This is a genomic window from Streptomyces capillispiralis (assembly GCF_007829875.1).
GTDB classification, from domain to species: Bacteria; Actinomycetota; Actinomycetes; order Streptomycetales; family Streptomycetaceae; genus Streptomyces; species Streptomyces capillispiralis.
Map to the genome: position 1 here is coordinate 698,055 of NZ_VIWV01000001.1, position 23,233 is coordinate 721,287.

The window sequence follows — 23,233 nt, forward strand, 5'->3', positions numbered from 1 at the left end:
CCAGGGACATGACAAAGGCCCCGGTGGTCACGGCCGACCGGGGCCCCGCAGACGTCCCTACAGCACGCGCTGCCCCTTGCCCAGCGCGATCACCCCGCCCTTGGACACCGTGTACAGGTCCGCGTCCCGCTCCGGGTTGACACCGATCGTCGCGCCCGGCGGCACCTCGACGTTCTTGTCCAGCACCGCGCCGCGCACCACCGCGCCCCGCCCGATGTGCACGTTGTCGTGCAGCACCGAGCCCTGCACCACGGCCCCCGGGTCGACCACCACGCCCGGCGACAGCACGGACCGGCTGACCTGGCCCCGGATCAGACAGCCGGCGCTGATGATCGACTCGCTCGCCATGCCGCCCGCGTTGAACCGGGCCGGCGAGAGCTGGCCGGAGTGGGTGTAGATGGGCCACTGCCGGTTGTACAGGTTGAACGCGGGGCGCTCGGCGATCAGGTCCATGTGCGCGTCGTAGTAGGCGTCCAGCGTCCCCACGTCCCGCCAGTAGCCCTGGTCCCGGCTGGTCTCGCCGGGCACGTGGTTGGAGCTGAAGTCGTACAGGTGCGCCTCGCCCCGCTCGGTGAGCCGGGGCAGGATCGAGCCGCCCATGTCGTGCACCGAGTCCTCGTCCTCGGCGTCCCGCTGGAGCGCCTCGATGAGGGCCTTGGTGGTGAAGAGGTAGTTGCCCATGGAGGCAAACACGCACTCGGGGTCGTCGGCGAGGCCCGGAGGGTCGCTGGGCTTCTCCAGGAAGCCCTCGACGGTCCGGCCGTCCGGGCCGGGCGTGATCACACCGAAGGAGGAGGACTCCGTGCGCGGCACCCGGATGCCGGCCACGGTGACCCCGGCGCCGCTCTCGATGTGCTGGGCGAGCATCTGGCGCGGGTCCATGCGGTAGACGTGGTCGGCGCCGAACACCGCCACGTACTCGGGCCGTTCGTCGTAGATCAGGTTCAGCGACTGCAGGATGGCGTCGGCGCTGCCCAGGTACCAGCGCGGGCCGAGGCGCTGCTGGGCGGGCACGGGCGTGACGTAGTTCCCGAGCAGGCTGGACATCCGCCAGGTGGTGGTGACGTGCCGGTCCAGCGAGTGCGACTTGTACTGGGTGAGCACGCAGATGCGCAGGATGTCGCCGTTGACCAGGTTGGACAGGACGAAGTCGACCAGGCGGTACGTCCCGCCGAAGGTGACCGCCGGTTTGGCGCGGTCCGCCGTGAGGGGCATCAGACGCTTGCCCTCCCCGCCCGCCAGCACGATTCCCAGGACCGAAGGACCACCACGACGCATGGCCGCTCCCCTCACGCCGAATTTCCCCAAGACTGCCCCGGACGGGCCGGGCTAAGCCTGTCCGAGGATCTCCTCGTAGAGCCCGGCCGTACGGCGGGCCACCGCGTCCCAGCCGAACTGCGACACCGCCCGCTCCCGTCCCGCCTCGCCCATCCGCCGTGCCGTCGCCGGGTCGCCGAGGACGGAGTCGAGGGCCCGTGCGAGGCCCGCCTCGAAGTCGTCGTCGAGGTCGACGAGTACCCCGGTCGAGCCGTCCGCCACGACCTCCGGGATGCCGCCGACGCGGGAGGCGACCACCGCGGTGCCGCACGCCATCGCCTCCAGGTTGACGATGCCCAGCGGCTCGTACACCGAGGGGCAGACGAACACGGCGGCGTGCGTCAGCAGCTGGATCACCTCCGGGCGCGGCAGCATCCGCGGGATCCAGTGCACGCCCTCGCGGGCCCCGCTCAGCTCCTGGTACAGCTCGCGGAACTCCCGGTCGATCTCGGGCGTGTCCGGGGCGCCCGCGCACAGCACGACCTGCGCGGCCGGGTCGAGGCCGCGCACCGCCCGCAGCAGCTGGGGCACGCCCTTCTGCCGGGTGATCCGGCCGACGAACAGCACGTACGGGCGGGAGCGGTCGAGGCCGATCCGGTCCAGGACGTCGGTGCCGGGGTCGGGGCGGTAGAGGCCGGTGTCGATGCCGTTGTGCACCACGTGCACCCGGCCGGGGTCGAGGGCCGGGTAGCAGCCGAGGATGTCGTCGCGCATGGCGCCGGAGACGGCGACCACCGCGTCGGCGGCCTCGACCGCGGTGCGCTCGGCCCAGCTCGACAGGGCGTAGCCGCCACCCAGCTGCTCGGCCTTCCAGGGGCGCAGCGGCTCCAGCGAGTGGGCGGTCACCACGTGCGGGATGCCGTACAGCAGCTTGGCGAGGTGGCCGCCGAGGTTGGCGTACCAGGTGTGGGAGTGGACGAGGTCGCGGCCCTGGAGGGCGGCGGCCATGGCGAGGTCCACGGAGAAGGTGCGCAGCGCGTCGTTGGCGCCGTCGAGCGCGGACCAGGGGCGGTGGCGCAGCACGCCGTCGGCACCGCCCTCGCCCCAGCAGTGCACCTCCAGATCGACCAGGGGGCGCAGTTCCCGGGCCAGGAACTCCACATGGACCCCGGCGCCGCCGTACACGTCCGGGGGGTACTCCCGGGTCAGCAGTCCCACTCGCACCCGTGAACCCCCTGTCTCGGCGGACGTCCCCTCCATGGTCACGCAGATGGGGCGCGTGGGGAAGAGCGGGGCGGCCGTGGGAAGCAGCAGTCGCCGCAGACGCCCCCACCGGGCACCCGGTAGTACAGGCAGCAACTGCGGCGCCGGAAGGCGGTGCCGGTGAGCGTTCCGGTGCCGGACAGCAGGGGGTGGGCGAGGAGTTCGCGGGCCAGGGCGGTGGCCCGGGCGGCGACGTCCGTACGGCCGTGGCCGCGTCCCCAGCGGTCCAGTTCGCGGGCGGCGCCCGCCAGCGCGGAGGCGGCGTTGCCGCGCAGCAGGCCGGGCGCGAGGCGGTGGCGGGCGCGCAGGGCCCCGGCGAGGGGTTCGAGGTGCCCGCGCAGCACCAGCTCCGCGAGGGTCGCCGCGTCACCGGGCAGCGGCCGTACCCCGGTCAGCCACAGGTCGTCGGGGGCGCTGCCCTCGGGGTCCCACAGCAGCAGCCGCGGAGCGAGGTCGGGGACGGCCCCGTACAGGGCGGCGTTGCCCAGGGCCACGGACCACAGCCGGGCGGCGAGCCCCTGCTGGGCCACCGACGCGGCGACCCGCGGTTCGGGGGTGCGCAGCGCGTCGGCGACCCGGCGGACCCGCGCGGCCAGGGCGTCGCCGTGAACGTCCGGGCCGCCGGGTCCGTATGCCTGGGCGAGGGTGGGCAGGCGGCGGCCCGGCGCTCCCGCCGTGCGCAGGACGAAGAAGCCACCGGGCCGGTGAAGGGCGGTGAGAGACGGATCGAGGTCCACGAGGTGCAGTAGTAGCAAGTCCCCTAGGGGGAACAACCAGGGCCCCCGGCCCGAGGGGCACCCACCCTGGGGATGACGGGGCCGTCGTCGTACTCCATCGGCAGTAGGACTCATTGAGTGCTCAGGGACGACGACGGGAACAGCCTGACGCGGCATCGTGTTGGTTATGGAAGCCGACCGTTCGCCGCGCCGGGCCCACCGCCCCGGCCTCACGCAGAGGAGCAGCCGATGAGCGCCCTCGCGTTGTCCGTGCTGCTGTCGTTCGTCTCTGCCGTGGCGTACGCCGGCGGGGCGATCGTGCAGGAGCAGGTCGCGGTGTCCTCGTCCGGCGCGCAGTACGCACCGCTGCGCCGGCCGGGCTGGTGGGCGGCGGTCGCGCTCAACGGCCTCGGCGGACTGCTGCACGTGGTCGCGCTCGCCTACGGCCCGCTGAGCCTGGTGCAGCCGCTGGGCGCGCTGACCATCGTGTTCGCGCTGCCCATGGCCGCCCTGTTCGTGGGGCGCCGGGCCGGGGCGACGGCGTGGCGGGGCGCCCTCATGGCGACGGTCGGGCTCGCGGGTCTGCTCTCATTGGTCGGCGCGTCCGAGGCGCAGTCGCTGGACACCGCGCAGCGGGTGGCGGCGGCGCTGGGGACGGCCGGGGCGGTCGTGGCGCTGATGGTCGCGGCCCGGGCCGTGCACCGTCACCCCGCGGTGCGCAGCATCCTCCTGGCCATCGCGTCGGGTGTCGCGTTCGGCATGTCCTCCGTCTTCACCAAGACCGTCGCGGTCGACTGGACGGGCGGGGTCACGGCGGCCGACCTGCCCTCCCTCGCGGTGATCGGCGTCCTCGCCACGGCGGGCATGCTGCTGTCCCAGGCGTCCTACCGGGGCGCCGGACTCGCCGCCCCGCTGGCCACGCTGACGGTGGTGAACCCGGTGGTGGCGGCCGCGGTCGGCATCACGATGTTCGGCGAAACCTTCCGCTACGGCACGACCGGCACGGCGCTCGCCCTGAGCTGTGGCGTGGTCGCGGCCGGCGGACTGATCCTGCTCACGACGGAGCGGCTGGCCCGGGAGCAGCGGGAGGCGGGAACCGGGGCCGGGACGGAGGACGGCGAGCCGCTCGTGCCGGGTTCCGTGTCGTTGCCGGGTGCCGCCTCCGAGGCGGTCCCGGCCGCCGCCTCCGAGGCGGTGCCGGCCGCCGCTGCCGCCGCGGTGGCCGAGCCGCCGGCCGGCGACCCCGCCGAGCGGCTGCTGGCCGGACTCACGCTCCCCGAGCTTCCCGCCGACGTGCGGATGCCGGTCCCCCTGCCGTCACCGGCCGAGCCGCCGGTCGGCGCACCGGCCGGCATGGACGCCGTCCCGATGCCGCTGGTGTCGTACGCGCCGTTCTACGGCGGCCCGTACGTGCCGGTGCCGGTCGCGGTGGCGGACCGGCACCGGACCCGCGTCACATCCTGACGCCGCCCGCCCTGAGGTAGGCGACCGGGTCGACGTCCGACCCGAAACCGGGCCCCGTCCGCACCTCGAAGTGCAGATGCGGGCCCGAGCTGTTGCCGGTGGAGCCCGAGCGGCCGATGCGCTGGCCGGCGGTGACGGACTGGCCGTTCCTCACCGAGATCGCCGACAGGTGCGCGTACTGGCTGTAGCGGCCGTCGGCGTGCCGGACCACCACCTGGTAGCCGAACGACCCCTCCCAGCCCGCGCTGACGACGGTGCCCGTGGCGACCGACTTCACGGACGTGCCGGTGGGGACGGGGAAGTCGACGCCGGTGTGGTAGCCCTTCGACCAGGCGGATCCGGCCTGGTGGTAGGGCGTGCCGAGGGAGGCGCTGACGGGGGCGACCAGGCCGGCGCCGGTCTGGGCCGCGCGGTCGGCGCGGTCCTCGGTGCGCTGCGGAGCGTCTTGCCCGTCGGCCTTCTTGCCGTCGCTCTTCTTCCCGTCGGCCTTCCTGCCGTCGGCCTTGTTCCTGTCGGTGTGATTCCTGTCGGTCTTCTTGTCGCTGTTGGTCGGCTTGTCGGGCGACGCGGGAGGCTTCTTCCCGGCCCTCCCGGACGACTGCGACGCGCTCCCGGGTGCCTTGCCCGTCCCGTCGGGAAGGGCGAGCCGCTGGCCCGGCACGATGAGGTCCGGGTCCGCGCCGACGGTCGAGCGGTTGGCGTCGTACAGCCCCCGCCAGCCGCCCCGGAGCCGCTCGTCGGCGGCGATCCCGGAGAGGGTGTCGCCGCGGACCACGGTGTACATCTCGGCGCGGCCGGCACGCGACTGGGGGGTGGCGTCCGGTGCGACGTCCTCGACGGAGGAGCGCCCGGCCGTCCGGCCGTCGCCCTTGCCGCTGCCGCCCCCCTGGCCGCTCCCGGTCTTCCCGCTCTTGGTCCGCTCGGTGGCGGGCCGGATGTCGGGGGCGTCGCCGCCCCGGGTCAGTCCGGCCCGTTCCGAACACACCGGCCAGGCACCGGGGCCCTGCCCGTCCAGGACCTTCTCGGCCACGGCGATCTGCTGGTCCTTGGAGGCCAGGTCCGCGCGCGGAGCGTAGCGGGTACCGCCGTACGCCTCCCAGGTGGACTGGGTGAACTGAAGCCCTCCATAGTACCCGTTGCCCGTGTTGATGTTCCAGTCGTTGCTGGACTCGCACGCGGCGACCTTGTCCCAGGTGCTCACGTCGGCCGCCTCGGCGGCTCCCGCGCCCAGGAACGGGAGCGCCATCCCCGCACCGCCCGCGGTCACGGTCAGTGAGGCCCGGTTGATCCTGTTCGGCTGATACCGGCGGTGCCGGCCGCGCACGGCCATGGAATCCCCCTCGACACTGCGTCAGGAGGGGCAAAAGTAAGCGCTGCGAACTGGCCGTGACAAGACGGCTATCGGCCGCACGGATGCGCCAAGTGGCCAGGAACAGCCGCCCCGTTGCGCCCCCTTTCGCCCCCGGGGAGGAACGTGCGCGGGCGGGTGTGCCCGTCCGCGGGGGCGCGCGGGTGTGTGCGCCGGGCCGGCGCGCGGCGTGAGTACGGCGTGACCGCGGAGTTGCCCTGTGGTGACCACGGGGTGAGTGCGGCGGGTACCTTCGCCCGTATGTGCCTGCGCGGTGTCGTGGGACCCGCGCGTGCGCACGCGAGTGCGGCACGTCAGGATGGGCGACGGCGGGACTGGCGGGCACCGCGCGGCAGCACCGCCAGCCCGGCGGTACCGATACCAAGGTCACTAGGAGCCACCCCAATGAGCAGTTCAGCGCAGATCGGCGTCACGGGGCTCGCGGTCATGGGCCGCAACCTCGCACGCAACTTCGCCCGCAACGGCTACACGGTCGCGGTGCACAACCGGACGGCGGCCCGCACGCACGCGCTGGTGGAGGAGTTCGGGCACGAGGGCAGCTTCGTGGCGGCCGAGACGGCCAAGGAGTTCGTGGCGGCGCTGGAGCGGCCGCGGCGGCTGGTCATCATGGTGAAGGCCGGTGAGCCGACGGACGCGGTGATCGAGGAGTTCGCCCCGCTGCTCGAGCCCGGCGACATGATCATCGACGGTGGCAACGCCCACTTCGCGGACACCCGGCGCCGGGAGCGCGAGCTGCGCGAGAAGGGCATCCACTTCGTCGGTACCGGTATCTCCGGCGGCGAGGAGGGCGCCCTGCTCGGACCGAGCATCATGCCGGGTGGTTCCGCCGAGTCGTACGAGTCGCTCGGCCCGATGCTGGAGAAGATCTCCGCCAAGGCCGCCGACGGCGCGCCCTGTGTCACGCACGTCGGCCCGGACGGCGCCGGCCACTTCGTGAAGATGGTCCACAACGGCATCGAGTACGCCGACATGCAGCTGATCGGTGAGGCGTACCAGTTGCTGCGCGATGTCGCCGGGTACTCCCCCGCGCAGATCGCGGAGATCTTCCGCACCTGGAACACCGGCCGGCTGGACTCGTACCTGATCGAGATCACGGCCGAGGTGCTGTCGCACGTGGACGCGGCCACGGGCAAGCCGTTCGTGGACGTGGTGGTGGACCAGGCGGAGCAGAAGGGCACGGGCCGCTGGACCGTGCAGATCGCGCTCGACCTGGGCGTGCCGGTGTCCGGCATCGCCGAGGCGGTGTTCGCCCGCTCCCTCTCCGGCCACGCGGCGCTGCGCGAGGCCTCGCGCGGCCTCGCCGGACCGAAGCCGACGCCGATGAGCGAGTCGGAGGCCGCGGCGTTCGCCGACCGGGTGGAGCAGGCGCTGTACGCGTCGAAGATCGTGTCGTACACGCAGGGCTTCCACAAGATCGCCGCGGGCAGCGAGGAGTACGGCTGGGACATCGACCTGGGCGCGGTCTCCGCGCTCTGGCGCGGGGGCTGCATCATCCGGGCGGCCTTCCTGGACCGTATCCGCGCCGCCTACGACGCACGGGCCGACCTGCCGAGCCTGCTCTCGGACGAGACCTTCGCGCGGGAGATCGCCGACGCGCAGGACGACTGGCGCGAGGTGCTGGTCGCGGCGACCCGCCAGGGCGTGGCCACGCCCGGTTTCGCCGCGGCGCTGGCGTACTACGACGCCCTGCGCGCGGAGCGTCTGCCGGCCGCGCTGACGCAGGGCCAGCGCGACTACTTCGGCGCGCACACCTACCGGCGCACGGACCGCGACGGCTCGTTCCACACGCTGTGGGGCGGGGACCGCTCGGAGGTGTCCGCGTAGGCACCGTGCGGGGGCTCGTGGCCCCGTGACCTGCCGCCGAGAGGGCGGTGGACCACCTCCGGGGTGGCCCACCGCCCTCTCGCTTTCCCGCGTTCGTACTTCTCCGTTGCTTGTCGCCGCTGTCCCCCGCTGTCCCCCGCTGTCCCCCGCTGCGATCCTGTGCCGTCGTTTGCCGTCCGTTCGGCTCGGCGGCCGCTGTCGGTCCCGTATGGGCGCGTCAGCTCAGGGGTGGGCCGGGCTCCGGGTTCGGTACCGGCTCGGGGCCGGGCGGGATCGGTGAGGGCGACGGCTCGGGCGGCCCAGGCGCGGGCGGCGGCCCCGGAGCGGGAGGCGGGGGCGTGGGCTCCGGAGATGGTGCGGGTTCCGGCCCCGGGGGCGGCGCCGGGGGGCGCGCCGGGTCGGGGTAGGGCTCGGGGTGGGCGGGGTCCGGGCCCGGGGTGGGTCCCGGGGTGGGGCCCGGCGGCACAGGATCCGGATACGGGTTCGTCATGACGGATGTCCTCCGGCCAGTCGGTCGACGTCGGCTCTGGACTACTCCCCCGCCTACCCGACGGCCGCCTCTCCAGTCACCCGCCCGCGTGACGGCTCGCCGCCCAGGTGGCGCACCGCGTGGACGGGTTCACCGTCAGAGCACGCCGTGGTCGCGGGCTCCCGCCGTCAGACCTTCTCCACCGTCAGGCCTCTTCTCCCCCACCTCAGGCCTTTTCTCCGCCGCCGTCAGGCCTTTTCTCCGCCGGCCTCGGTCGCGGGCCGCCCGCTGCCGCCGCCGCACCCGCCGCGAGTCCCGGACGCGGGCTGGACAGCACCGGGACCGCGGTCGCGGTGAGCCGCTCGGCCGCGGCCATCGACGCCTGGGCGAGGACGATCACATCGGCGCCGGTGACGGCGTCGGCCGCGTCCGCGACCCGGCGTACGTACCCGTCCGTGTGCCCCGCCTCGAAGTGCTCCCAGGCCCGCTCCACCAGCACGGTCCGCACCTCGACGGGCCGGTCGGCCCGCCTGGCCTCCTCCTCGATCAGCGCCGTCGTCGGCCGGAGGGTGCTCTCCAGCGCGGCGAGGACGACGACACGCGGCCCGGCGGCCACGGCGGCGGCCGCCATCGGCCGGTCGACGCGCAGCACGGGGACGCCCGCCACTGCGGCGGCCCGCTCCGCGAGGTGGCCGATCGTCGAGCAGGTGCACAGCACGGCCCGGGCACCCGCGTCGACGGCCTCCCGCACCGTCGCCCGTACGTCGTCGGCGACGGCGGCGGGAGTCGTGGCGCGGGCCCGCTCCAGCAGTTCCTCGGCGACGACGTGCCGTAGTGCCAGGCCGGGATGGTCTTCGTCGCGCAGGGCGTCGAAGACGGGTACGTGGACGGGTGAGGTGTGCAGGAGGGCGAGCATGAGCAGCGGACCCCGCCGTCAGAACCGCTCGGGATGCGCCGCCAGCCACTGCTTCGCCGCCCGCATCAGCTCCGGACCGGCGGCCGGCGCTTCCTCGGGATGGCGTTCGGCCCACTTGGCGACGTACGGGCAGAGCGGAGCGACGGCACCGTCCTCACGGGCGGCGACGGCGTAGAACTCGCGGGCGAGGGAGCCCGCGATGCCCTTGCCCTCGTGGGCGGGCTCCACGATGGTGTGCACCGGCACGAGCGCGTGCTCGGGCTCGTCGAGGACGAAGTACTCGATCCGTCCGACGACCTCGCCGTCCGTCACCGCCTCGAGCCGGCCCGCCGCCCGGTCGTCACGGATCTCGAAGTCACCCATGCCCACGTCTGCTCCTGCCTCGGTCTGCGCCGGTCAGGCCGTGACGGCCTGCGGGCTGCGCTCCTGGTCCGACCCCGGTACCGGCTCGGACGGGTCGGCCCCCAGAGCCACGATGCGGTTGGCGCCGTCCACGTGGACGACCCGGGGTTCCATCGCCCGCGCCTCGGCGTCGGTCACCTGAGCGTAACTGATGATGATCACCAGATCCCCGGGGTGCACGAGATGGGCCGCCGCCCCGTTGATCCCGATCACCCCGGACCCGCGCTCACCCTCGATGACGTAGGTCTCCAGCCGGGCCCCGTTGGTGACGTCGACGATGTGCACCAGCTCACCGGGCAGCAGGTCCGCGGCGTCGAGCAACTCGGCGTCGATGGTCACGGATCCCACGTAGTGCAGGTCGGCCTGGGTGACGGTGGCGCGGTGGATCTTGGACTTGAACAGAGTACGCAGCATCTTGGACTCCCGGAAGACGGCTCCCTGCCCGCTTTCTGCAGGTCAAGGGCGGTATCACTCTACAATTGGCGCGCGCCTGAGTCGAAGATTGTGAGGAACATCGCTTCACTTTCGGTGAGCCGGCTCCCTGCATGGGCTTCCGTATGAACCAGGCTGTTGTGGCTCGTCGAACACGCCCCTACCCGAACACTCTTCGCGAACGCGCCAGGACCGATGCTGACGAAACGCTGACTTACCTGACGGCATATCAGGCGCGTGAGGGCACGGCCACGAGGTGATCGGTGTCAGTGAGCGCCGCGGACGCGATGAGGACCGGCACCCCGGGCCCCGGTGAAGTCGAGGCGCAGCTGGCGTCCAACCGCCCGCATGACTCGCAGGTGCAGCAGGGACTGGATACGCCGGCAGCTCTGCTGAGGCTTTCGACGACGCCCACTGCGGGCGCATATCGGTCCGCCACGGACACGCCCTCGTGCGGAGCCGCATTTCCAGGGTGCGCCGCGCTTTGTCAAATCCCCCTGGTGATCCCCCTGGTGTCAGGGGAGGTGTCGTCTAGCGTCTGGTCTGTCGCGAAGGGATGGAGGCAGCGCTGATGAGCGGGAGCGGTGGGAAACGGAGCCGTCTTTCATCCAAGGCGGTTCTCGCCGTGTGGGTGCGCAGTGGAGGCAGGTGCATGCTGTGCAACGCGTACCTGCTGGAGGGGGCGATGTCGGGACGGACGCTTCCTTTGGGGGAGGTTGCGCACATCGGACAATCTGATGCTGCTGTGTGCCCAGCAACATATGGAGATCGATGCGAAGGTCGCGCTGGACGTCTTCACCGTCGAGTGGCTGCGCCGTGTGAAGCAGGAGCATGAGGACCGTGTCAGGCACCTGACCGCGTTGGGGCCGGAGAGGGCCACCACGGTGGTGCGGATGGTGGGGTCGGTGCACGGAAATGCCGTCGAGCTGTCGCGGGAGACCGCTGCGAACGCTGTGACGGCAGGCCGCCGGTTTCCTTTGTATCTGGAGTCCTACTCACGGCACGGTGTGGAGATAGATCTGCGGCACATTCCCGGCGAGCAGGCAGCCGCTGCCTGGGACGCCTGCCGCCGAGGCCAGCCGTCACTACTATCGGCAGGCGACCAAGGTCATCGATGACGTGGTCCGAAACCGGCTGCGACCAGGGACAGAGCGGGAATCCGTGCAGCATCTGAGCGTGTTCGGATTTGCGCGTCTGCCATTACTGGTCTATCTCGGGTCGCTCTTCCGCCCGGAAACCGGCTCGCTGCCTGCCGCCCGCCCGAGGCCCTCGGCAGCGTGGAACTCGCGATCGAGGCGGGGTCGAGGCGCTGACACCGACCGCCCGGGCCGAAGTCCGGCTCACGCGCCCCTGCCCACTTGCGTGCGCCGCTCCTCCCTTCCGTACGGTCCAGCCGATGGCGAACCGCCCACGCACACGGTGAAGGAGAGCTGTTGAAGCCGACCGAGGAAGTGCTCCAGGACCTGACCCGGCCCTCGAACGTCTCCGTCCACTCCGACGACGCGCTCGTCGGGAAGGTGAAGGCCGCCATCACGGCGGACGACGAGAAGCGGAAGGAGAACGAGGACGAGCCGCTCCGCCGGAAGCCCGCCCTCGTCCCGATCCTGCCGACAGAGCTGCCCCGGCAGTTCGAAGTGACCCTCTGGGACGTGCTCCACACCCTCGCCCGGGCCACTGCCCTGTCGTGGCGCGGTGCGGGCCGAGGGCTGGCGGAGCACTGGGGCGCACTCAAGTACACCCAGGCCCTGGCCGGCGGTCGTGACTCCTTCCTCGGCCTCACCGACGAAGGCCACCGCATCGCGGACCACTACAAGTCGCTGCAGTCCAGGGAGCTCGGCATCGGCTTCGCGCTCACGCTCAGCGAGCACATGCTGCGCAGCCGTTTCCCCGACCATTCGGTGACGATGGTCCCCGCAGACACGGCGTTACGCGCGGGCTGGGCCCTCACCAGCAGGGACAACGGCGAGAAGGTGAGGTATCGCTATCGTCCCCAGTACTTCGCCGAGGTCTGGCGGCCGGGCGAGCCGTCCCTTGCCATCACCCTCGCCTGCAAGGGCAACCACAGCGACTCCGCCACCTCCGCCGAGCAACTGGCATCCGCCTCGGCCCACTCTGAAGCGGTCCACATCGGCACGTGGAACGAGACCCCCGGCCTGCTGTTCAGCACACAACTCCCGACGGACGGCGCCACGATGACCGTCCACGCCCTCCAAGCGCCGGGCAGCAGCGGTCGTCTGTCCCCGGCAGAGGGCCGGGAAGCGAACCGGAACGCCCCGCCGTTCCAGGCGAACGTGATGCCGGACATCCATCCGCCGGCCGAGGGCCTGGTGGCACGGGAGCCCGTACGGGGCTGCCACGTGCAGCCGAAGGACTACGCCTGGTTCCAGGAATCCCTGGCTCACACCACGGCAGCGGGCCTCATGGCCTTCACCGGCTCCGGCCACGCCACCGCCCGCCACCTGACCGACCGGCAGGGCCGCAAACGCTTCACCGGTCTCGAACACGCGGCCAGCATGAGCATCCAGGACGCCGCCCACACCCTCTTCGGCAACGAGTACGTCGGCACCGACCACGTCTTCCGCCTCAACGGCCCCCGCGTCGAGGCGTTCTCCGGCGTGGACAAGGAGGTCTTCCGACTCCTCGCCAGGGGCGACATCGAGGAGTACCGCGCCCTCGTCCACGCGAGCCGCCACGTCCGCCCCCGCCTCACCTTCGACAAGGACTGGGGCGGTCCGGTCTCCGTCCACGCCGACGGCTCCGTCTTCGCCCTGCGGCTGCTGCCGGGGCAGAACGAGGAACCCTGCGCGTGCTCGTCTCGCTGACGCACCGCTGAGACGACAGGTCCGTCCGGACGGCCTCTGGGCGGACGACCAAACCACATACGGCCAGGAGCGTGGGCCCCGACTCGCGGTGACGGTGTAGGCGCGGGCGATGCAGAGCATGGCCTTGCTCCCCCGCCCCGAAGGACGGCAGCGTCACCCACGGCAGTGACCGAGCGGCGTACGAGCGGGCAATGGTCAGCGAGTCCACGTTGTACGCCGTTTCGCCCGGGGAGTAGTCCAGCCGCCTTCGCGTGATCGACGATCTGACGAATACGCCGAGGCTCACGGCATCAAGCACGATGGCCACTGCCGGGTATCGCTCGGCTACCCTGCACATCCGCCGTGCAGGTAGCCACCACCGTGGACGGCTTCGCGTTGGAACCTGCTGGCTACACCGCATCCTGTCGTTGCAACGGCGCTGGAGAGGATGGACGCGATGACCGCCTCTCAGGCGTTCTCGTCATGGATCCGCGCACCCAGATCCTCCGCCCACTCCAGCGCCCACGCCTTGAGTTCCTCGATTTGCCGGGAAGTGAGCCCGTACGCGGTGTAGTCCTCATCCTCGTACCAGTCCGCGCCGATGAGCCGGTCCCGGAGGTCTTCGAGGCTGAACTCGTTGTGGGCGCGACGGCGGCCCAGGGATTCGAGGTCGGCGGTGGAGCGGTGGCGGGAGGCAGCCTGGACGTCGATGAGGTCGCGGACGGTGCCGCGGTCGGCGAGGGCGCGGACCTTGGTGCCGATCACGTCCTCAAGGGAAAGAACGGGGCCGTAGGGGGTCTGGGCGGGCGGAGCCCAGAACGCCTCCTTGAGGACGTCGACCTCACACTCCTCGCCGCTGTCCGGATCGGTGACGAGGAACCGGCCGCTGAGCGGATCGGTCTGGACGTGCGTGGTCCGCCATCCGCGCGCGCTGAGGCCAGCTGTGAGTGAGGCGACGATCTCCTGCATCGGAGCGGGGTTCTCGGTGGCGACGTCGAGGTCACGACTGATGCGTTCGACCAGGCCGTGAGCCTGCACGGCGTATCCGCCGGTGAGGACCAGAGGGTAGGGGGAGCCAAGGTCGAGGATGTCGGCGAGGAGGCGCTCGTGGAGCGGAGTGAGCTTCATGCGGCGGTCGTGTCGGCCGGAGCGGTGCGGAGCAGCTCGGGGAAGGCGTCCTCCCAGACCTCGCGGATGTAGGGACTGATCAAGCGCCGCAGCACGGGCCACTGATCGGCGAGCAGCCGGTGGTGCAGGAGGGTCACCAGGTCCTGGCGCAGTCCTTCGGCGAGGACGGTCCGGTAGAGCGTCATGCGGGACTTCGGACGGTCCAGGCTGTAGCTCGTCCGCCCGGACCAGACGATGTGGAGCGGCAGGTCCACGTTGCCCTCGATGGGGCCGGCCAGCTCCTGCAAGCGCTCGGGCAGTCGGCTGCGATAGCGGTCCCGCAGCACCTCGGCGCGGGGCTCGGTGGTCGTCGTGTCCATGCATCCAGTATCACTGCTGGGAGGCGGCGGCATGGCGGATACGGGGTCCCCCTGTCGTACGTAGGGAGAGGTCGACGGCCGAACGCCGCGTTCGGTACGGATGGCGGACGAGCCCCAGCCGACGCCTCCATCACCTGGACGCAGGTTCCGTCGGCCATGGCGCGAAGGGCGGCGGACTCGTCGCGGCCGAGGGCCTTGAGCGGGACGGACCGTGCGGCATCCGGCGGGCCGCCCCAGCCGTCGGCGCCGGCCCGGACGACTTTCGCCGCGGTGGCCCATGGCAGCCGGGCGCGGGTCACTGCTGCGCACCTCGGGATCTGGGGCAGCGCCGGAGGAGTCCAGGCCGCACCCTCCGGGGGCGGCCATGTGTGCGGAGCCGGTTTGGTACACATCGTCGGAGACCTTATTGCATAATAATTGCAACAACTTATCTGTGACAGAAAGGTTGGCCGTGAGGGTCTGCGATGGCGCCGGGCATCGAGTCGTCCTGCGACAAGACGGGAGCGGACCTGGCCCGGGACCTGATCACACGCCTCGGGAACACGCTGGACGACGCGGTCGCGGAGTGGTTCGACGAGGCGGCACGGGTCTTCGGGCTGCCGTATCCGGACGGTCCGGCCATCGATGCGGTCACGGCCTGCGCCGAGCACGGCGTGGGCACCCTGTCGTGATCGGCGGTGTCGCCGCGGACTCGCGGGTACGGTCGCCGGCCGAGGAGCACCGTCTGGCGGCGGGCGTCGAACTGCGACTGCCGCCGCTGCGGCTGTGCACTGGCAGCGGCGCGAGGACCGCCCCCGTCGGCGACCTTCTGGTACGGGTGGGCTCCGCGCCGGCACCGCTGGAGTACGCCGCACTGCATCCCGTCGTCATGGGGAAGGCGGTGGCCGCCTCATGACCACCGACATCCGTGTGTACCGGGACGCCGGGATACTCGCGCACACCGAGTCACTGCGTTCGGTGTACGTCGACGCCTTCTGCACCCCGCCCTGGAACGAGGACGAGGCGCAGGCAACCGAGTTCGTCTCCCGGCTGCCGGTGAGCGTACGGCGTGCCGGGTTCACCGCCGCGACCGCCGTGCGCGACGGAGAGGTCGTCGGCTTCGCCACCGCGATGACCACTCCGGCCCCCTTCCCCACCGACCGCTGCTATCCCCAGGCGGCCGCCGGCCTCGGCAACGACCGCACCGCCGACTGGCTGTGCGGAGCCCGGGAGATCGACGAACTCGCCGTCAGGCCCACCGCCCGCGGTACCGGCCTCGCCGCCCGCCTCCTCGACGCGGTGACCGCAGACGCGCCCGAGGGGCGGGCATGGCTGCTCACCTCGGTCCGTAACGGGCGGGCCCTGGCCTTCTACCGCCGCCACGGCTGGACGCAGGCCACCCGCCCTTCCCCCGGCGGCAAGGGCATCGTCGTCTTCCTCGGTCCGCGCCACCCCGCCCGTTCCCTCGCCCCGTTCCCCCTGTGAGCCTTCGGCGCCCCGCCTCGCACACCGCTGAAATCCGCCGCCATTTCCCCGACATCGTCACCGAGCCCGCCACAACGTGGTCCCCGGCGCTCCACTGCCGACCCCTGCCCCGCCCCTGCCGTTCGTGAAGTACTGGCCCGAGACGGCGGGGTCCTGGCACCGTTCGGGGCGCGTGACATGGTCACCGCCCGGATCAGGAGCGTCCGCGTTCTTGACGGGCCGACTGCCCGTGCGCGAACCATTTGTGCGCGGACATCCCGGTGGCCTCGGGGGCGGGTCGGCGTACCTATCAGGCGGACGGCCCTGCCTTGTATGCGGAGCGCGCCACCGCCCAGCGCGCCCACCTCGGGCTGATACTGCTGCCGACCACGAGCATCGGCTCCTTACCGCAGACCGGCGAACTGCGCACCGCCCGCGCCGACCCGCGCTCCGGGCGGATCGACACGGCCGGCTACGAGGAGCGGAGCAGGGCGGAGATCCAGGAAGCCCTGTCGTCGGCCAGCATCCCCTCCCGGGACGCCGTGCCGGTCGTCAGTCCGTCTCCTGGGTGTGGGGGGCCGTCGCGGGCGGATGAGTCGGACGGTCCCGTCCGCCGTCACGGCCGGACACCACCACGATGACCAGCCCGACAAGCACGGCTGCGACGGCGGCCCGTCCTGCCGCGCGCGCCCACCAGGCCGGACGGGCCGCGCCCACGCCGCCCTTCGGCGCACCCAGCCGTTCGGCCCGCCGGGCAGGTCTCAGCAGACGCAGCAACAGCAGTACCCCGACCGGGAGTTGCAGTAGCCACAGCACGGTGCGCGGCCACTCCCCGTACCAGACGTTGGTTCCGTACAGCAGGGTGTGCCACACGCTGAGCACGTAGACGACGATCACGAAACGGTGCAGCCGTCGCCAGGTGTTCGCTCCGATGCGGTGCCGGACGTAGAACAACAGTCCCAGCGGAATCGCCAGGTACAGGGCACCCTGGCCGATCGGGATGGCGATCCGGCCGGTCCCGGAGTCGTACCAACCGGGCACGAAGCTGTCGGCGAAGGCCACCCACAACCGTTCCGCCCAGTCCACCTTCGTCTCGTAGCGCACGAGTTCCGCCGCGAACATCAGCGCGTGGGCGAACATCAGCGCCGTCGTCGTCAGGCTCGTGGTGCGGTGCCAGCGCTCCAGCACCTGCCGGGAGACCGGCAGCCGGGCGGGGCGCGGCCCCGACAGCAGCAGACCGAGCATGACCGTGCCCCAGGCCCACAGCAGGCCCGACCACCCGAACGCCTGACTGAGCAGGTACATCCAGTAGGTGCCGGGGTCGTCCATGAACGGCATGACCGCGACCGTGTCCGACGCGCCGGACTCCATGCGCGCCCACAGGAACGCGAACACGAGCGCCGTGACCACCATCGCCGCGGTGGCGTCGGGCAGGGCGGCCCGCAGGTCGCCGCGCAGCGCGACGCGGTCACCGGGAGGCTGTCGCCGTTCGGGCGGGGCTGTTGCCCCGTCTTCGTCCGGCCTCGCGTCTGACGTCATCAGGGGCCTCCGGGCACGGGCCACCGCAGCAACGGTGCGCATGTGGCGTGAGGCAACAAGTCTGACTGACGGGGCAGTGATCCTCAGAGGCGTTATCCGGCCAGAGCCACCACGGGAACCGCACGGGGCACACCTGGTCTCCGCCTCCCCTCCACATTCAAGACAACCGCCGAAGCCCCACTGTCGCAGGAATACGAGCGCCTCTACGCTGATGCACGCAGTCGGTTCGCGCCTCCCGTCCACCCGGACGCCCGGTGGCGCGGCACAAGAGGGAACCCGGTGCGAATCCGGGGCTGTCCCACAGCGGTGAGTGGGAACGAAAGCCGTCGATGTCACGGGGTCCACGTCAGGGCCGGGGAAGAGACGGCCGGTAGGTGTCGGCCCTTTCGGCGGACGTGCCCGCGAGTCCGAGGACCTGCCACTGCGCCCGCGTCCCGCGCGGGCTGTGCTCGTGACCTCGTGGACCGGGTCGGCGGTACGGGCGGTCGTCCGTCGTGCGTGTGGCTGCGCCTCCTTCCCTGTCGGTGTTCAAGGCCCGGTACGGAGGAGGATGGTGTGCGGGACCCAGCCGGTTCGCGTCGGCCGTACCGACCCCGGGGCGACGTGTCGTCCGACGGACCGGGGCCGACGATTCTCCAACCCGTCGCGGGCGTCCTCCAGGAACCGGGCGTGTCCGGCGGCACGGTGTCCGGTGTCTGCCACGGCACTCTGGGCGAGTTGTACCAGGGCCCGTTGCGAGCGGGCACCGATCCTGAGATCGCGGTGGTGTCCTTCCCCGTGGACCGTCACTCCTGGGTGTACTTCACACCGAGGACGACGGCCGGCTCGCCGCGTCCGTCGGCACTCGGTGAGAAGTCGGCGACAGCGGCCCGGCTCTTCCTGGACCACTACGGCCTCACCCTGCCACCGGGCGACTGGCACACCCACTCCGAACTGCCGGTGGGCGTGGGGATGGCCAGTTCCACGGCGGACATCGTGGCGACGCTGCGCTGCCTGTTCCGTGTCTTCTCCCTGCCGTACGACACGGACGTGGTCCTCGGCGTCCTGGCGGGCATCGAGCGCGCCGACAGCGTCTTCCTCGACGAGTTCGCCCTGTACCTCAGCGGCCGGCACCGGGTGGTGCGGCGACTGGGCCCGGACATCGGCTTCCACACCGCCTACGTCACGGAACCCGGCACGGTGGACACCGCCGCCGTCACTCCCCTGCTGCTGGACCACTACCGGCGCCGCAGCGAGGAGTACCAGCGGTGCCTGACCGATCTGGTGAAGGGCTTCGATTCGGGCGACCCGGCCGCCGTAGCGCGTGCCGCGACGGTCAGCGCCGCGTTGTCCCAGGAGGTACTGCCCAAGGCGACCTTCGGCAGCCTGCGAGCCCATCGTGAACGGTTCGGTGCCGACGGCATCTTCGTCGCCCACACCGGCTGCCTGGCCGGCTATCTCTTCGCCTCACGCCCACCGGCCGAGGTCAAGTCCGAACTCTCCGCGTTCCTCCACTCGCTCGGCCACCAGTGCACCTTCGCCCAAGGAGGCTACGGGTGATCCACCCCCACATCGCCGACGCCCTGAAAGTCCCGGACCTCGTCCGGCTCACCGACGGCCTGGTCCTGCTGCGGTTCGAGTCGATGAAGATCTACTCGGCCCTGGCCGCCGTCCGTCATCTGCTGGAACGGGGCACGGTCCGTCCGGGCCAGACCCTGATCGACAGCTCCAGCGGCATCTACGCCTACGCCCTCGCACTGGCCTGCCACCGCTACGGCATGCGGTGCCGCATCGTCGCGTCCACCACTGTCGACGCCACCACCCTCGCTCAGCTGGAGATCCTCGGCGCTACGGTGGAACAGGTCAGACCGTCGCAAAACCTCCGGCTCGACCAGGAACTGAGGGTGCGGCGGGTGCGCGAGATCCTCGCCGAGGATCCCGGGCACCACTGGATGCGCCAGTACCACGACGACGTCCACTACCTCGGCTACCAAGAGGTCGCCGACCGGATCGCGGCGGAGTTCCCGGCGACACCGCTGACCGTCGTCGGCGGGGTGGGTTCCGGAGCCTCGACCGGCGGCATCGTGGAACACCTGCGCGTTACGGACCCCTCGGTGCGTCTGGTCGGCGTCCAGCCCTTCGGGAGCGTCACCTTCGGCAGCCAGGACCATCACGATCCCGAGGCGATCATCGCCGGCATCGGCTCGTCGATCGTCTTCGACAACGTCCGCCACCATCTCTACGACACCGTGCACTGGCTGGACTTCACCCACGCCATGTCCGGCGCGGTCGCCCTGCTGCGCGAGCACGCGGTGTTCGCCGGGCTGTCCACCGGTGCCGGCTTCTTGACGGCGCTGTACGAGGCCCGCCGTCACCCCGACCGACTGCACCTGGTGGTAGGGGCCGACACCGGACACCGCTACGTGGAGCGTGTGTTCGCCCGGCACGCCGAGGCCCTGGATCCGGCCGCGCTGAAGCCCGTCGAGGTCCGCGGTCCGGAGGAGATGACCATGCCGTGGTCGAGAATGACGTGGCGGCGCACTCCCTGCCCGGCCCACTGGAAGGAGCGGGCGGCATGACCGTGGCCTGCCTGGAGTCACTGACCTTCGGCCTCGGCCATCTGGTCCGCGCGGCCGACCGGCTCGGCGAGCGCCTGCTGCTCCTCACCCGGGACCCCGCCTACTACGCCTACGAACTGGACCGGCTGCCCGCCGACGCCCTCGACGTCGTCGTGACCGACACCTTCGACGTGGAGCGGGTCGCCGATCTGCTCCGGCGCACCCCGGGGCTGCGCGGCCTGATCAGTTCCACCGACACCTGGACCCTGGCCGGCGCCTCCCTCACCGAACGCCTCGGCCTGCCCGGTCTCGATCCAGCCGTACTGCGACTGACCCGGGACAAGGCCGCCGTACGCAACAGACTGCACCGCGCGGGCCTCACCCGCGCAAGGGCCGTCGAGAACGCCGACCCGGACCGCGAGCCACGCGGGCTGCTGCTCAAGGAGGCGGGACTGCCGCTCGTGCTCAAGGACACCGCGGGCACGGGAAGCCAGAACGTGTGGTTGGTCCGTGACGAGGGCGAACTCGACGCGGCGCTGGCGGAGGCGTCCGGTCGGGACCTGAGAGGACGGTTGTTCGCCGAGCCCTATTTCAGCGGCCCGGTGTACAGCGCCGAGACGCTCACCTGGGACGGCCGCACCCGGCTGCTGGGCGTCTCCAGCCGGCTCATGTCACCGGAGCCGCACTTCCGGGAGGAGATCACCGCCTTTCCCGTCGCCTTCCCGGACCCGCAGCGGACATCGTTGGAGCGTTGGCTCGACCGGGTGCTCGCCGCCATCGGGTACACCGACCGGTTCGCACATGTGGAGTTCGTGCTGACCGCCGACGGCCCGGAGGTGGTGGAGGTCAATCCCCGGATCGGGGGCGCGCTGGTCGGAGAGGGCATGTGCCGGGCGCTCGGCGTCAACGTGTACGAGGCGATGATCGAGGCCGCGCTCGGCCGCCGTCCCCGTCTCATGGACGCGGCCCTTCCCGGTGGTCCGGCCGTCGCCTTCGTTCTCGGCTATCCGGCCGCGCCCGGCGTGTTCACCGGGGTCGCCGGGCTCGACCGGCTCACCGACATGCCGGGGACGCCCGCCTGGTACCCGGTCAAGCAGACCGGCGACCTCATCGAGCACCTGGGCGACAGCCGTGGATACGCGGGCATCGTGTACGCCGAGGCGGAGACCGCCGAACTCGCCACCCACCGCGCGGTGGCCGCCGCAGGCGCCCTGCGTGTACTCACTGACCCGGTCGGCCTGAGGGCGCCCGGTGGGTGAGCGCACCACCCGGGGACCGGGCCTGCGGGCCTCGCTGTTCCCGCTCACCAGCCCGCTGCGGTTCCTCCTGCTCAGCTCGTTCCTCATCCCGCTCGGCAGCTTCATGGTCCTGCCGTTCATGTCGGTGTTCCTCCACGAACGGCTCGGGATGGGGCTCGGCACAGTCGGGGTCGTCCTGGCCGTGGCGTCCCTCGTGCAGTTCTCCGGCGGCATCGTCGGCGGCGCCCTCGCGGACCGGATCGGACTGCGCCGCACGATGCTGTGGGCACTCGCCCTACGCACCGCCGGTTTCGCCGGGCTCCTGCCGGCCCTGCGCTGGCCGCCCCTCGCGATCTGGGCGCTGGTCCTGACGTGCTGCGGTGCCGCGCTCTACCTGCCCGCGAACAAGGCGTACCTGGTGCACGGCGTCGACGACGAGCGCCGCCCGGCGTTCCTGTCGGCGGGCAACGCGGCACTCAACGCCGGCATGGCTGTGGGCCCGCTCATCGCCGGACCGTTCGTCCTGTCCTCGCCCGGCTGGCTGTTCGCGGCCGTCACGACGTTGTTCCTCGCGGTCACGGCGGGACACGCACGGCTGCCCGGAACCGACGGAACGCACCCCGCCGAAGCCAAGGATACGGCCCGACCGAGCCTCCTGGCCGGCGTGGCACTCCTGCCGTTCGCCGCCAACGCGCTGGCCTTCTACCTCTACTTCCACTTCCAGCACTTCCTGGCGGTGTACGCCGTCGAGCGCGCCTCCAGCGCGTTCTACAGCGTGGTGCTGCTGCTCTGCTTCACGCTGGTCATCGTCGTACAGCCGCTCGCTTCCGGCCTGATCCGGCGCATGCCGTACGCCGTCGCCCTCGCGGTCGGCTTCACGGGCCTGGCGGCGGGCCTGGCCGTGCTGGCGGCCGGTACGCGGGCGGCGCTGCTCATGGGCGGGGCGCTGATCACGCTGGGCGACATCGTGCTGTTCCTCAAGAACGACCTGGAGGCGCTGCGCCGCAGCCCTCGCTCCGACGCCGTGGTCTTCGGCCAGCAGCGGCTGGCCGCGGGCCTGGGCGCCTGCGCGAGCGGCATGCTGGGCGGGCAGTTGTACGGCCTCGGCGAACGGGCCGGACACACCGGCTGGTTCTGGCTGCTGGCAGCCGCCCAGTGTCTGTTGCTTCCCCCTCTTCTGCTGGTGCTGCGCCGTCGCACGGCGCGGCGTCCTGTCCCCGACGGCGACCATGAAGGAGCACTGACGCGCGATGACACGGACGGGCGGATTCCAGGACGATGACTTCTGGACCGAGTTCCACGACTTCCTCTTCTCCGAGCAGCGCTACGAGCAGGCCGGTGAACTGCTCGACAACTCCCCCCTGCTGGTCTTCCCACAGGGGTCGCGCGTGCTGGACCTGTGCTGCGGGCCGGGGGTGTTCACCGTGCCGCTCGCCCGCCGCGGTCACCGCGTGACCGGAGTGGACCTGAGCCCGGCCATGCTGGACCGGGCACACAAGCGATCGGCCGACGCCGGTGTCGAGGTGACGTACGTGCGGGCCGACGCCCGCGAGTACGAGGCACCGGGCGGCTTCGACGTCGTCCTCAACATGTTCACCTCCTTCGGGTACTTCGAGGACCCCGCCGACAACGCGCGCGTGCTGCGCACCATGTACACCTGCCTGGCACCCGGCGGCACCCTCGTCCTCGACCTCGCCGGGAAGGAGCTCCTGGCCCGCAGGGTCACCCCGCCCAAGGTGGTGCGGCGGGGCGACGACGTGATGGTGCAGACCGACACCGTGCTGGACGAGTGGGCGCGGCTGCGCAGCGAGTGGGTGCTGGTCCGGGGCGAGCGGGTGACGCGGGCCACCTTGACGTGGTTCGTGTACAGCGCGGTGGAGCTGCGGCGGATGGCCGAGGAGGCGGGGTTCGGCCGCGTGCAGGTCTTCGGCGGGTTCGACGGGCGCCCCTACGACGAGAGTGCCGAGCGGCTCGTCCTTCGGGCTGTGCGCGAGGCGTGAGGAAAGGCGGGGCGTGCGGCCGGGTCCGCACGCCCATGTGCCGTCGGCTCGGGAAGCCGTAGGATCACCTGGTCAT

Annotated in this window: 21 protein-coding genes, 2 pseudogenes and 1 riboswitch; of the genes and pseudogenes, 13 read left to right on the forward strand and 10 right to left on the reverse strand. The window is 71.8% G+C overall.

The features are described from left to right. Window positions 1-57: 57 nt before the first annotated feature. Genes glgC through FHX78_RS02595 form a run of 3 tightly spaced genes read right to left on the reverse strand, consistent with a single transcriptional unit; the run spans window position 58 to window position 3,257 of the window. Complete coding sequence (gene glgC, locus FHX78_RS02585) at window positions 58-1,278, reverse strand: glucose-1-phosphate adenylyltransferase (RefSeq protein WP_145865836.1); 1,221 nt, start codon at window positions 1,276-1,278, stop codon at window positions 58-60. A 51-nt stretch (window positions 1,279-1,329) separates the two neighbouring features. Next, on the reverse strand, window positions 1,330-2,481 hold the full coding sequence (gene glgA, locus FHX78_RS02590) for a glycogen synthase (protein WP_145865837.1): 1,152 nt from the start codon (window positions 2,479-2,481) through the stop codon (window positions 1,330-1,332). 38 nt (window positions 2,482-2,519) lie between these two features. After that, complete coding sequence (locus tag FHX78_RS02595; protein WP_145865838.1) at window positions 2,520-3,257, reverse strand: (2Fe-2S)-binding protein; 738 nt, start codon at window positions 3,255-3,257, stop codon at window positions 2,520-2,522. Between the two features lie 228 nt (window positions 3,258-3,485). Between FHX78_RS02595 and FHX78_RS02600 the strand changes: the two genes are divergently transcribed. Beyond that, entirely contained in the window at window positions 3,486-4,700 is a 1,215-nt protein-coding gene (locus FHX78_RS02600) for a DMT family transporter (RefSeq protein ID WP_145865839.1), read from the forward strand. Here FHX78_RS02600 and FHX78_RS02605 read toward each other — a convergent pair. Next, window positions 4,690-6,030 (reverse strand): transglycosylase family protein, encoded by a 1,341-nt coding sequence (locus FHX78_RS02605; protein ID WP_145865840.1) that lies wholly within the window; start codon window positions 6,028-6,030, stop codon window positions 4,690-4,692. The two genes, FHX78_RS02600 and FHX78_RS02605, sit on opposite strands and share 11 nt — an antisense overlap. Window positions 6,031-6,453: 423 nt before the next feature. On the opposite strand from FHX78_RS02605, the gene gndA reads away from it, so the two are divergent. Continuing rightward, window positions 6,454-7,893, forward strand: coding sequence for an NADP-dependent phosphogluconate dehydrogenase (gndA, locus tag FHX78_RS02610; protein ID WP_145865841.1), 1,440 nt, complete (start codon window positions 6,454-6,456; stop codon window positions 7,891-7,893). 695 nt (window positions 7,894-8,588) lie between these two features. On the opposite strand, the gene FHX78_RS02620 is transcribed toward gndA, so the two are convergent. From FHX78_RS02620 to panD, 3 genes are read right to left on the reverse strand one after another with little or no spacing between them, the layout of a single operon-like run. Next, the gene (locus FHX78_RS02620) at window positions 8,589-9,278 is read right to left on the reverse strand and encodes an aspartate/glutamate racemase family protein (RefSeq protein WP_145865843.1); all 690 of its coding nucleotides are present in this window, start codon (window positions 9,276-9,278) and stop codon (window positions 8,589-8,591) included. A gap of 18 nt (window positions 9,279-9,296) precedes the next feature. Continuing rightward, window positions 9,297-9,641: a GNAT family N-acetyltransferase gene (locus tag FHX78_RS02625; RefSeq protein WP_145865844.1), complete on the reverse strand. Its 345-nt coding sequence runs from the start codon at window positions 9,639-9,641 to the stop codon at window positions 9,297-9,299. Window positions 9,642-9,674: 33 nt separating this feature from the next. Further along, on the reverse strand, window positions 9,675-10,094 hold the full coding sequence (panD, locus tag FHX78_RS02630) for an aspartate 1-decarboxylase (RefSeq protein ID WP_145865845.1): 420 nt from the start codon (window positions 10,092-10,094) through the stop codon (window positions 9,675-9,677). Window positions 10,095-10,828: 734 nt separating this feature from the next. Between panD and FHX78_RS37300 the strand changes: the two genes are divergently transcribed. From FHX78_RS37300 to FHX78_RS02640, 3 genes are read left to right on the forward strand one after another with little or no spacing between them, the layout of a single operon-like run. Further along, window positions 10,829-11,230 carry a hypothetical protein gene (locus tag FHX78_RS37300; protein WP_244403703.1) on the forward strand — a complete coding sequence of 134 codons (402 nt, stop codon included), beginning with the start codon at window positions 10,829-10,831 and terminating at the stop codon, window positions 11,228-11,230. Between the two features lie 58 nt (window positions 11,231-11,288). After that, entirely contained in the window at window positions 11,289-11,549 is a 261-nt protein-coding gene (locus tag FHX78_RS38325; protein ID WP_483025210.1) for a hypothetical protein, read from the forward strand. Continuing rightward, window positions 11,546-12,934: a hypothetical protein gene (locus FHX78_RS02640; RefSeq protein ID WP_145865846.1), complete on the forward strand. Its 1,389-nt coding sequence runs from the start codon at window positions 11,546-11,548 to the stop codon at window positions 12,932-12,934. Before FHX78_RS38325 ends, FHX78_RS02640 begins: the two co-directional genes overlap by 4 nt. 447 nt (window positions 12,935-13,381) lie before the next feature. Here FHX78_RS02640 and FHX78_RS02645 read toward each other — a convergent pair whose 3' ends face one another. After that, complete coding sequence (locus tag FHX78_RS02645; protein WP_145865847.1) at window positions 13,382-14,041, reverse strand: nucleotidyl transferase AbiEii/AbiGii toxin family protein; 660 nt, start codon at window positions 14,039-14,041, stop codon at window positions 13,382-13,384. Then, entirely contained in the window at window positions 14,038-14,400 is a 363-nt protein-coding gene (locus FHX78_RS02650; protein WP_145865848.1) for a hypothetical protein, read from the reverse strand. The genes FHX78_RS02645 and FHX78_RS02650 overlap by 4 nt, the downstream gene beginning before the upstream one ends. Window positions 14,401-14,906: 506 nt before the next feature. Between FHX78_RS02650 and FHX78_RS02655 the strand changes: the two are divergent. From FHX78_RS02655 to FHX78_RS02665, 3 genes and pseudogenes are all read left to right on the forward strand, one after another. Continuing rightward, a pseudogene (locus tag FHX78_RS02655) lies at window positions 14,907-15,295 on the forward strand (tRNA (adenosine(37)-N6)-threonylcarbamoyltransferase complex transferase subunit TsaD); the annotation flags it as partial. Continuing rightward, the gene (locus FHX78_RS02660) at window positions 15,292-15,864 is read left to right on the forward strand and encodes a GNAT family N-acetyltransferase (RefSeq protein WP_145865849.1); all 573 of its coding nucleotides are present in this window, start codon (window positions 15,292-15,294) and stop codon (window positions 15,862-15,864) included. The pseudogene FHX78_RS02655 and the gene FHX78_RS02660, both read left to right, overlap by 4 nt. A 311-nt stretch (window positions 15,865-16,175) precedes the next feature. Then, window positions 16,176-16,358, forward strand: a pseudogene (locus FHX78_RS02665) (hypothetical protein); the annotation flags it as partial. Between the two features lie 37 nt (window positions 16,359-16,395). Here FHX78_RS02665 and FHX78_RS02670 read toward each other — a convergent pair. After that, on the reverse strand, window positions 16,396-17,382 hold the full coding sequence (locus tag FHX78_RS02670; RefSeq protein WP_145865850.1) for a ferric reductase-like transmembrane domain-containing protein: 987 nt from the start codon (window positions 17,380-17,382) through the stop codon (window positions 16,396-16,398). 252 nt (window positions 17,383-17,634) lie between these two features. Then, window positions 17,635-17,806, forward strand: a riboswitch (cobalamin riboswitch). Window positions 17,807-18,051: 245 nt separating this feature from the next. On the opposite strand from FHX78_RS02670, the gene FHX78_RS02675 reads away from it, so the two are divergent. Genes FHX78_RS02675 through FHX78_RS02695 form a run of 5 tightly spaced genes read left to right on the forward strand, consistent with a single transcriptional unit; the run spans window position 18,052 to window position 23,157 of the window. After that, the gene (locus FHX78_RS02675) at window positions 18,052-18,921 is read left to right on the forward strand and encodes a GHMP family kinase ATP-binding protein (protein WP_145865851.1); all 870 of its coding nucleotides are present in this window, start codon (window positions 18,052-18,054) and stop codon (window positions 18,919-18,921) included. Further along, window positions 18,918-19,940 carry a cysteine synthase family protein gene (locus tag FHX78_RS02680; protein ID WP_145865852.1) on the forward strand — a complete coding sequence of 341 codons (1,023 nt, stop codon included), beginning with the start codon at window positions 18,918-18,920 and terminating at the stop codon, window positions 19,938-19,940. Before FHX78_RS02675 ends, FHX78_RS02680 begins: the two co-directional genes overlap by 4 nt. After that, window positions 19,937-21,178, forward strand: coding sequence for an ATP-grasp domain-containing protein (locus FHX78_RS02685; protein WP_145871581.1), 1,242 nt, complete (start codon window positions 19,937-19,939; stop codon window positions 21,176-21,178). Before FHX78_RS02680 ends, FHX78_RS02685 begins: the two co-directional genes overlap by 4 nt. After that, a complete protein-coding gene (locus FHX78_RS02690; protein ID WP_145865853.1) occupies window positions 21,171-22,439 on the forward strand; it encodes an MFS transporter in 1,269 nt (422 codons plus the stop codon). Before FHX78_RS02685 ends, FHX78_RS02690 begins: the two co-directional genes overlap by 8 nt. Then, the gene (locus FHX78_RS02695) at window positions 22,408-23,157 is read left to right on the forward strand and encodes a class I SAM-dependent methyltransferase (RefSeq protein WP_145865854.1); all 750 of its coding nucleotides are present in this window, start codon (window positions 22,408-22,410) and stop codon (window positions 23,155-23,157) included. The genes FHX78_RS02690 and FHX78_RS02695 overlap by 32 nt, the downstream gene beginning before the upstream one ends. The last annotated feature ends 76 nt before the right edge of the window (window positions 23,158-23,233 follow it).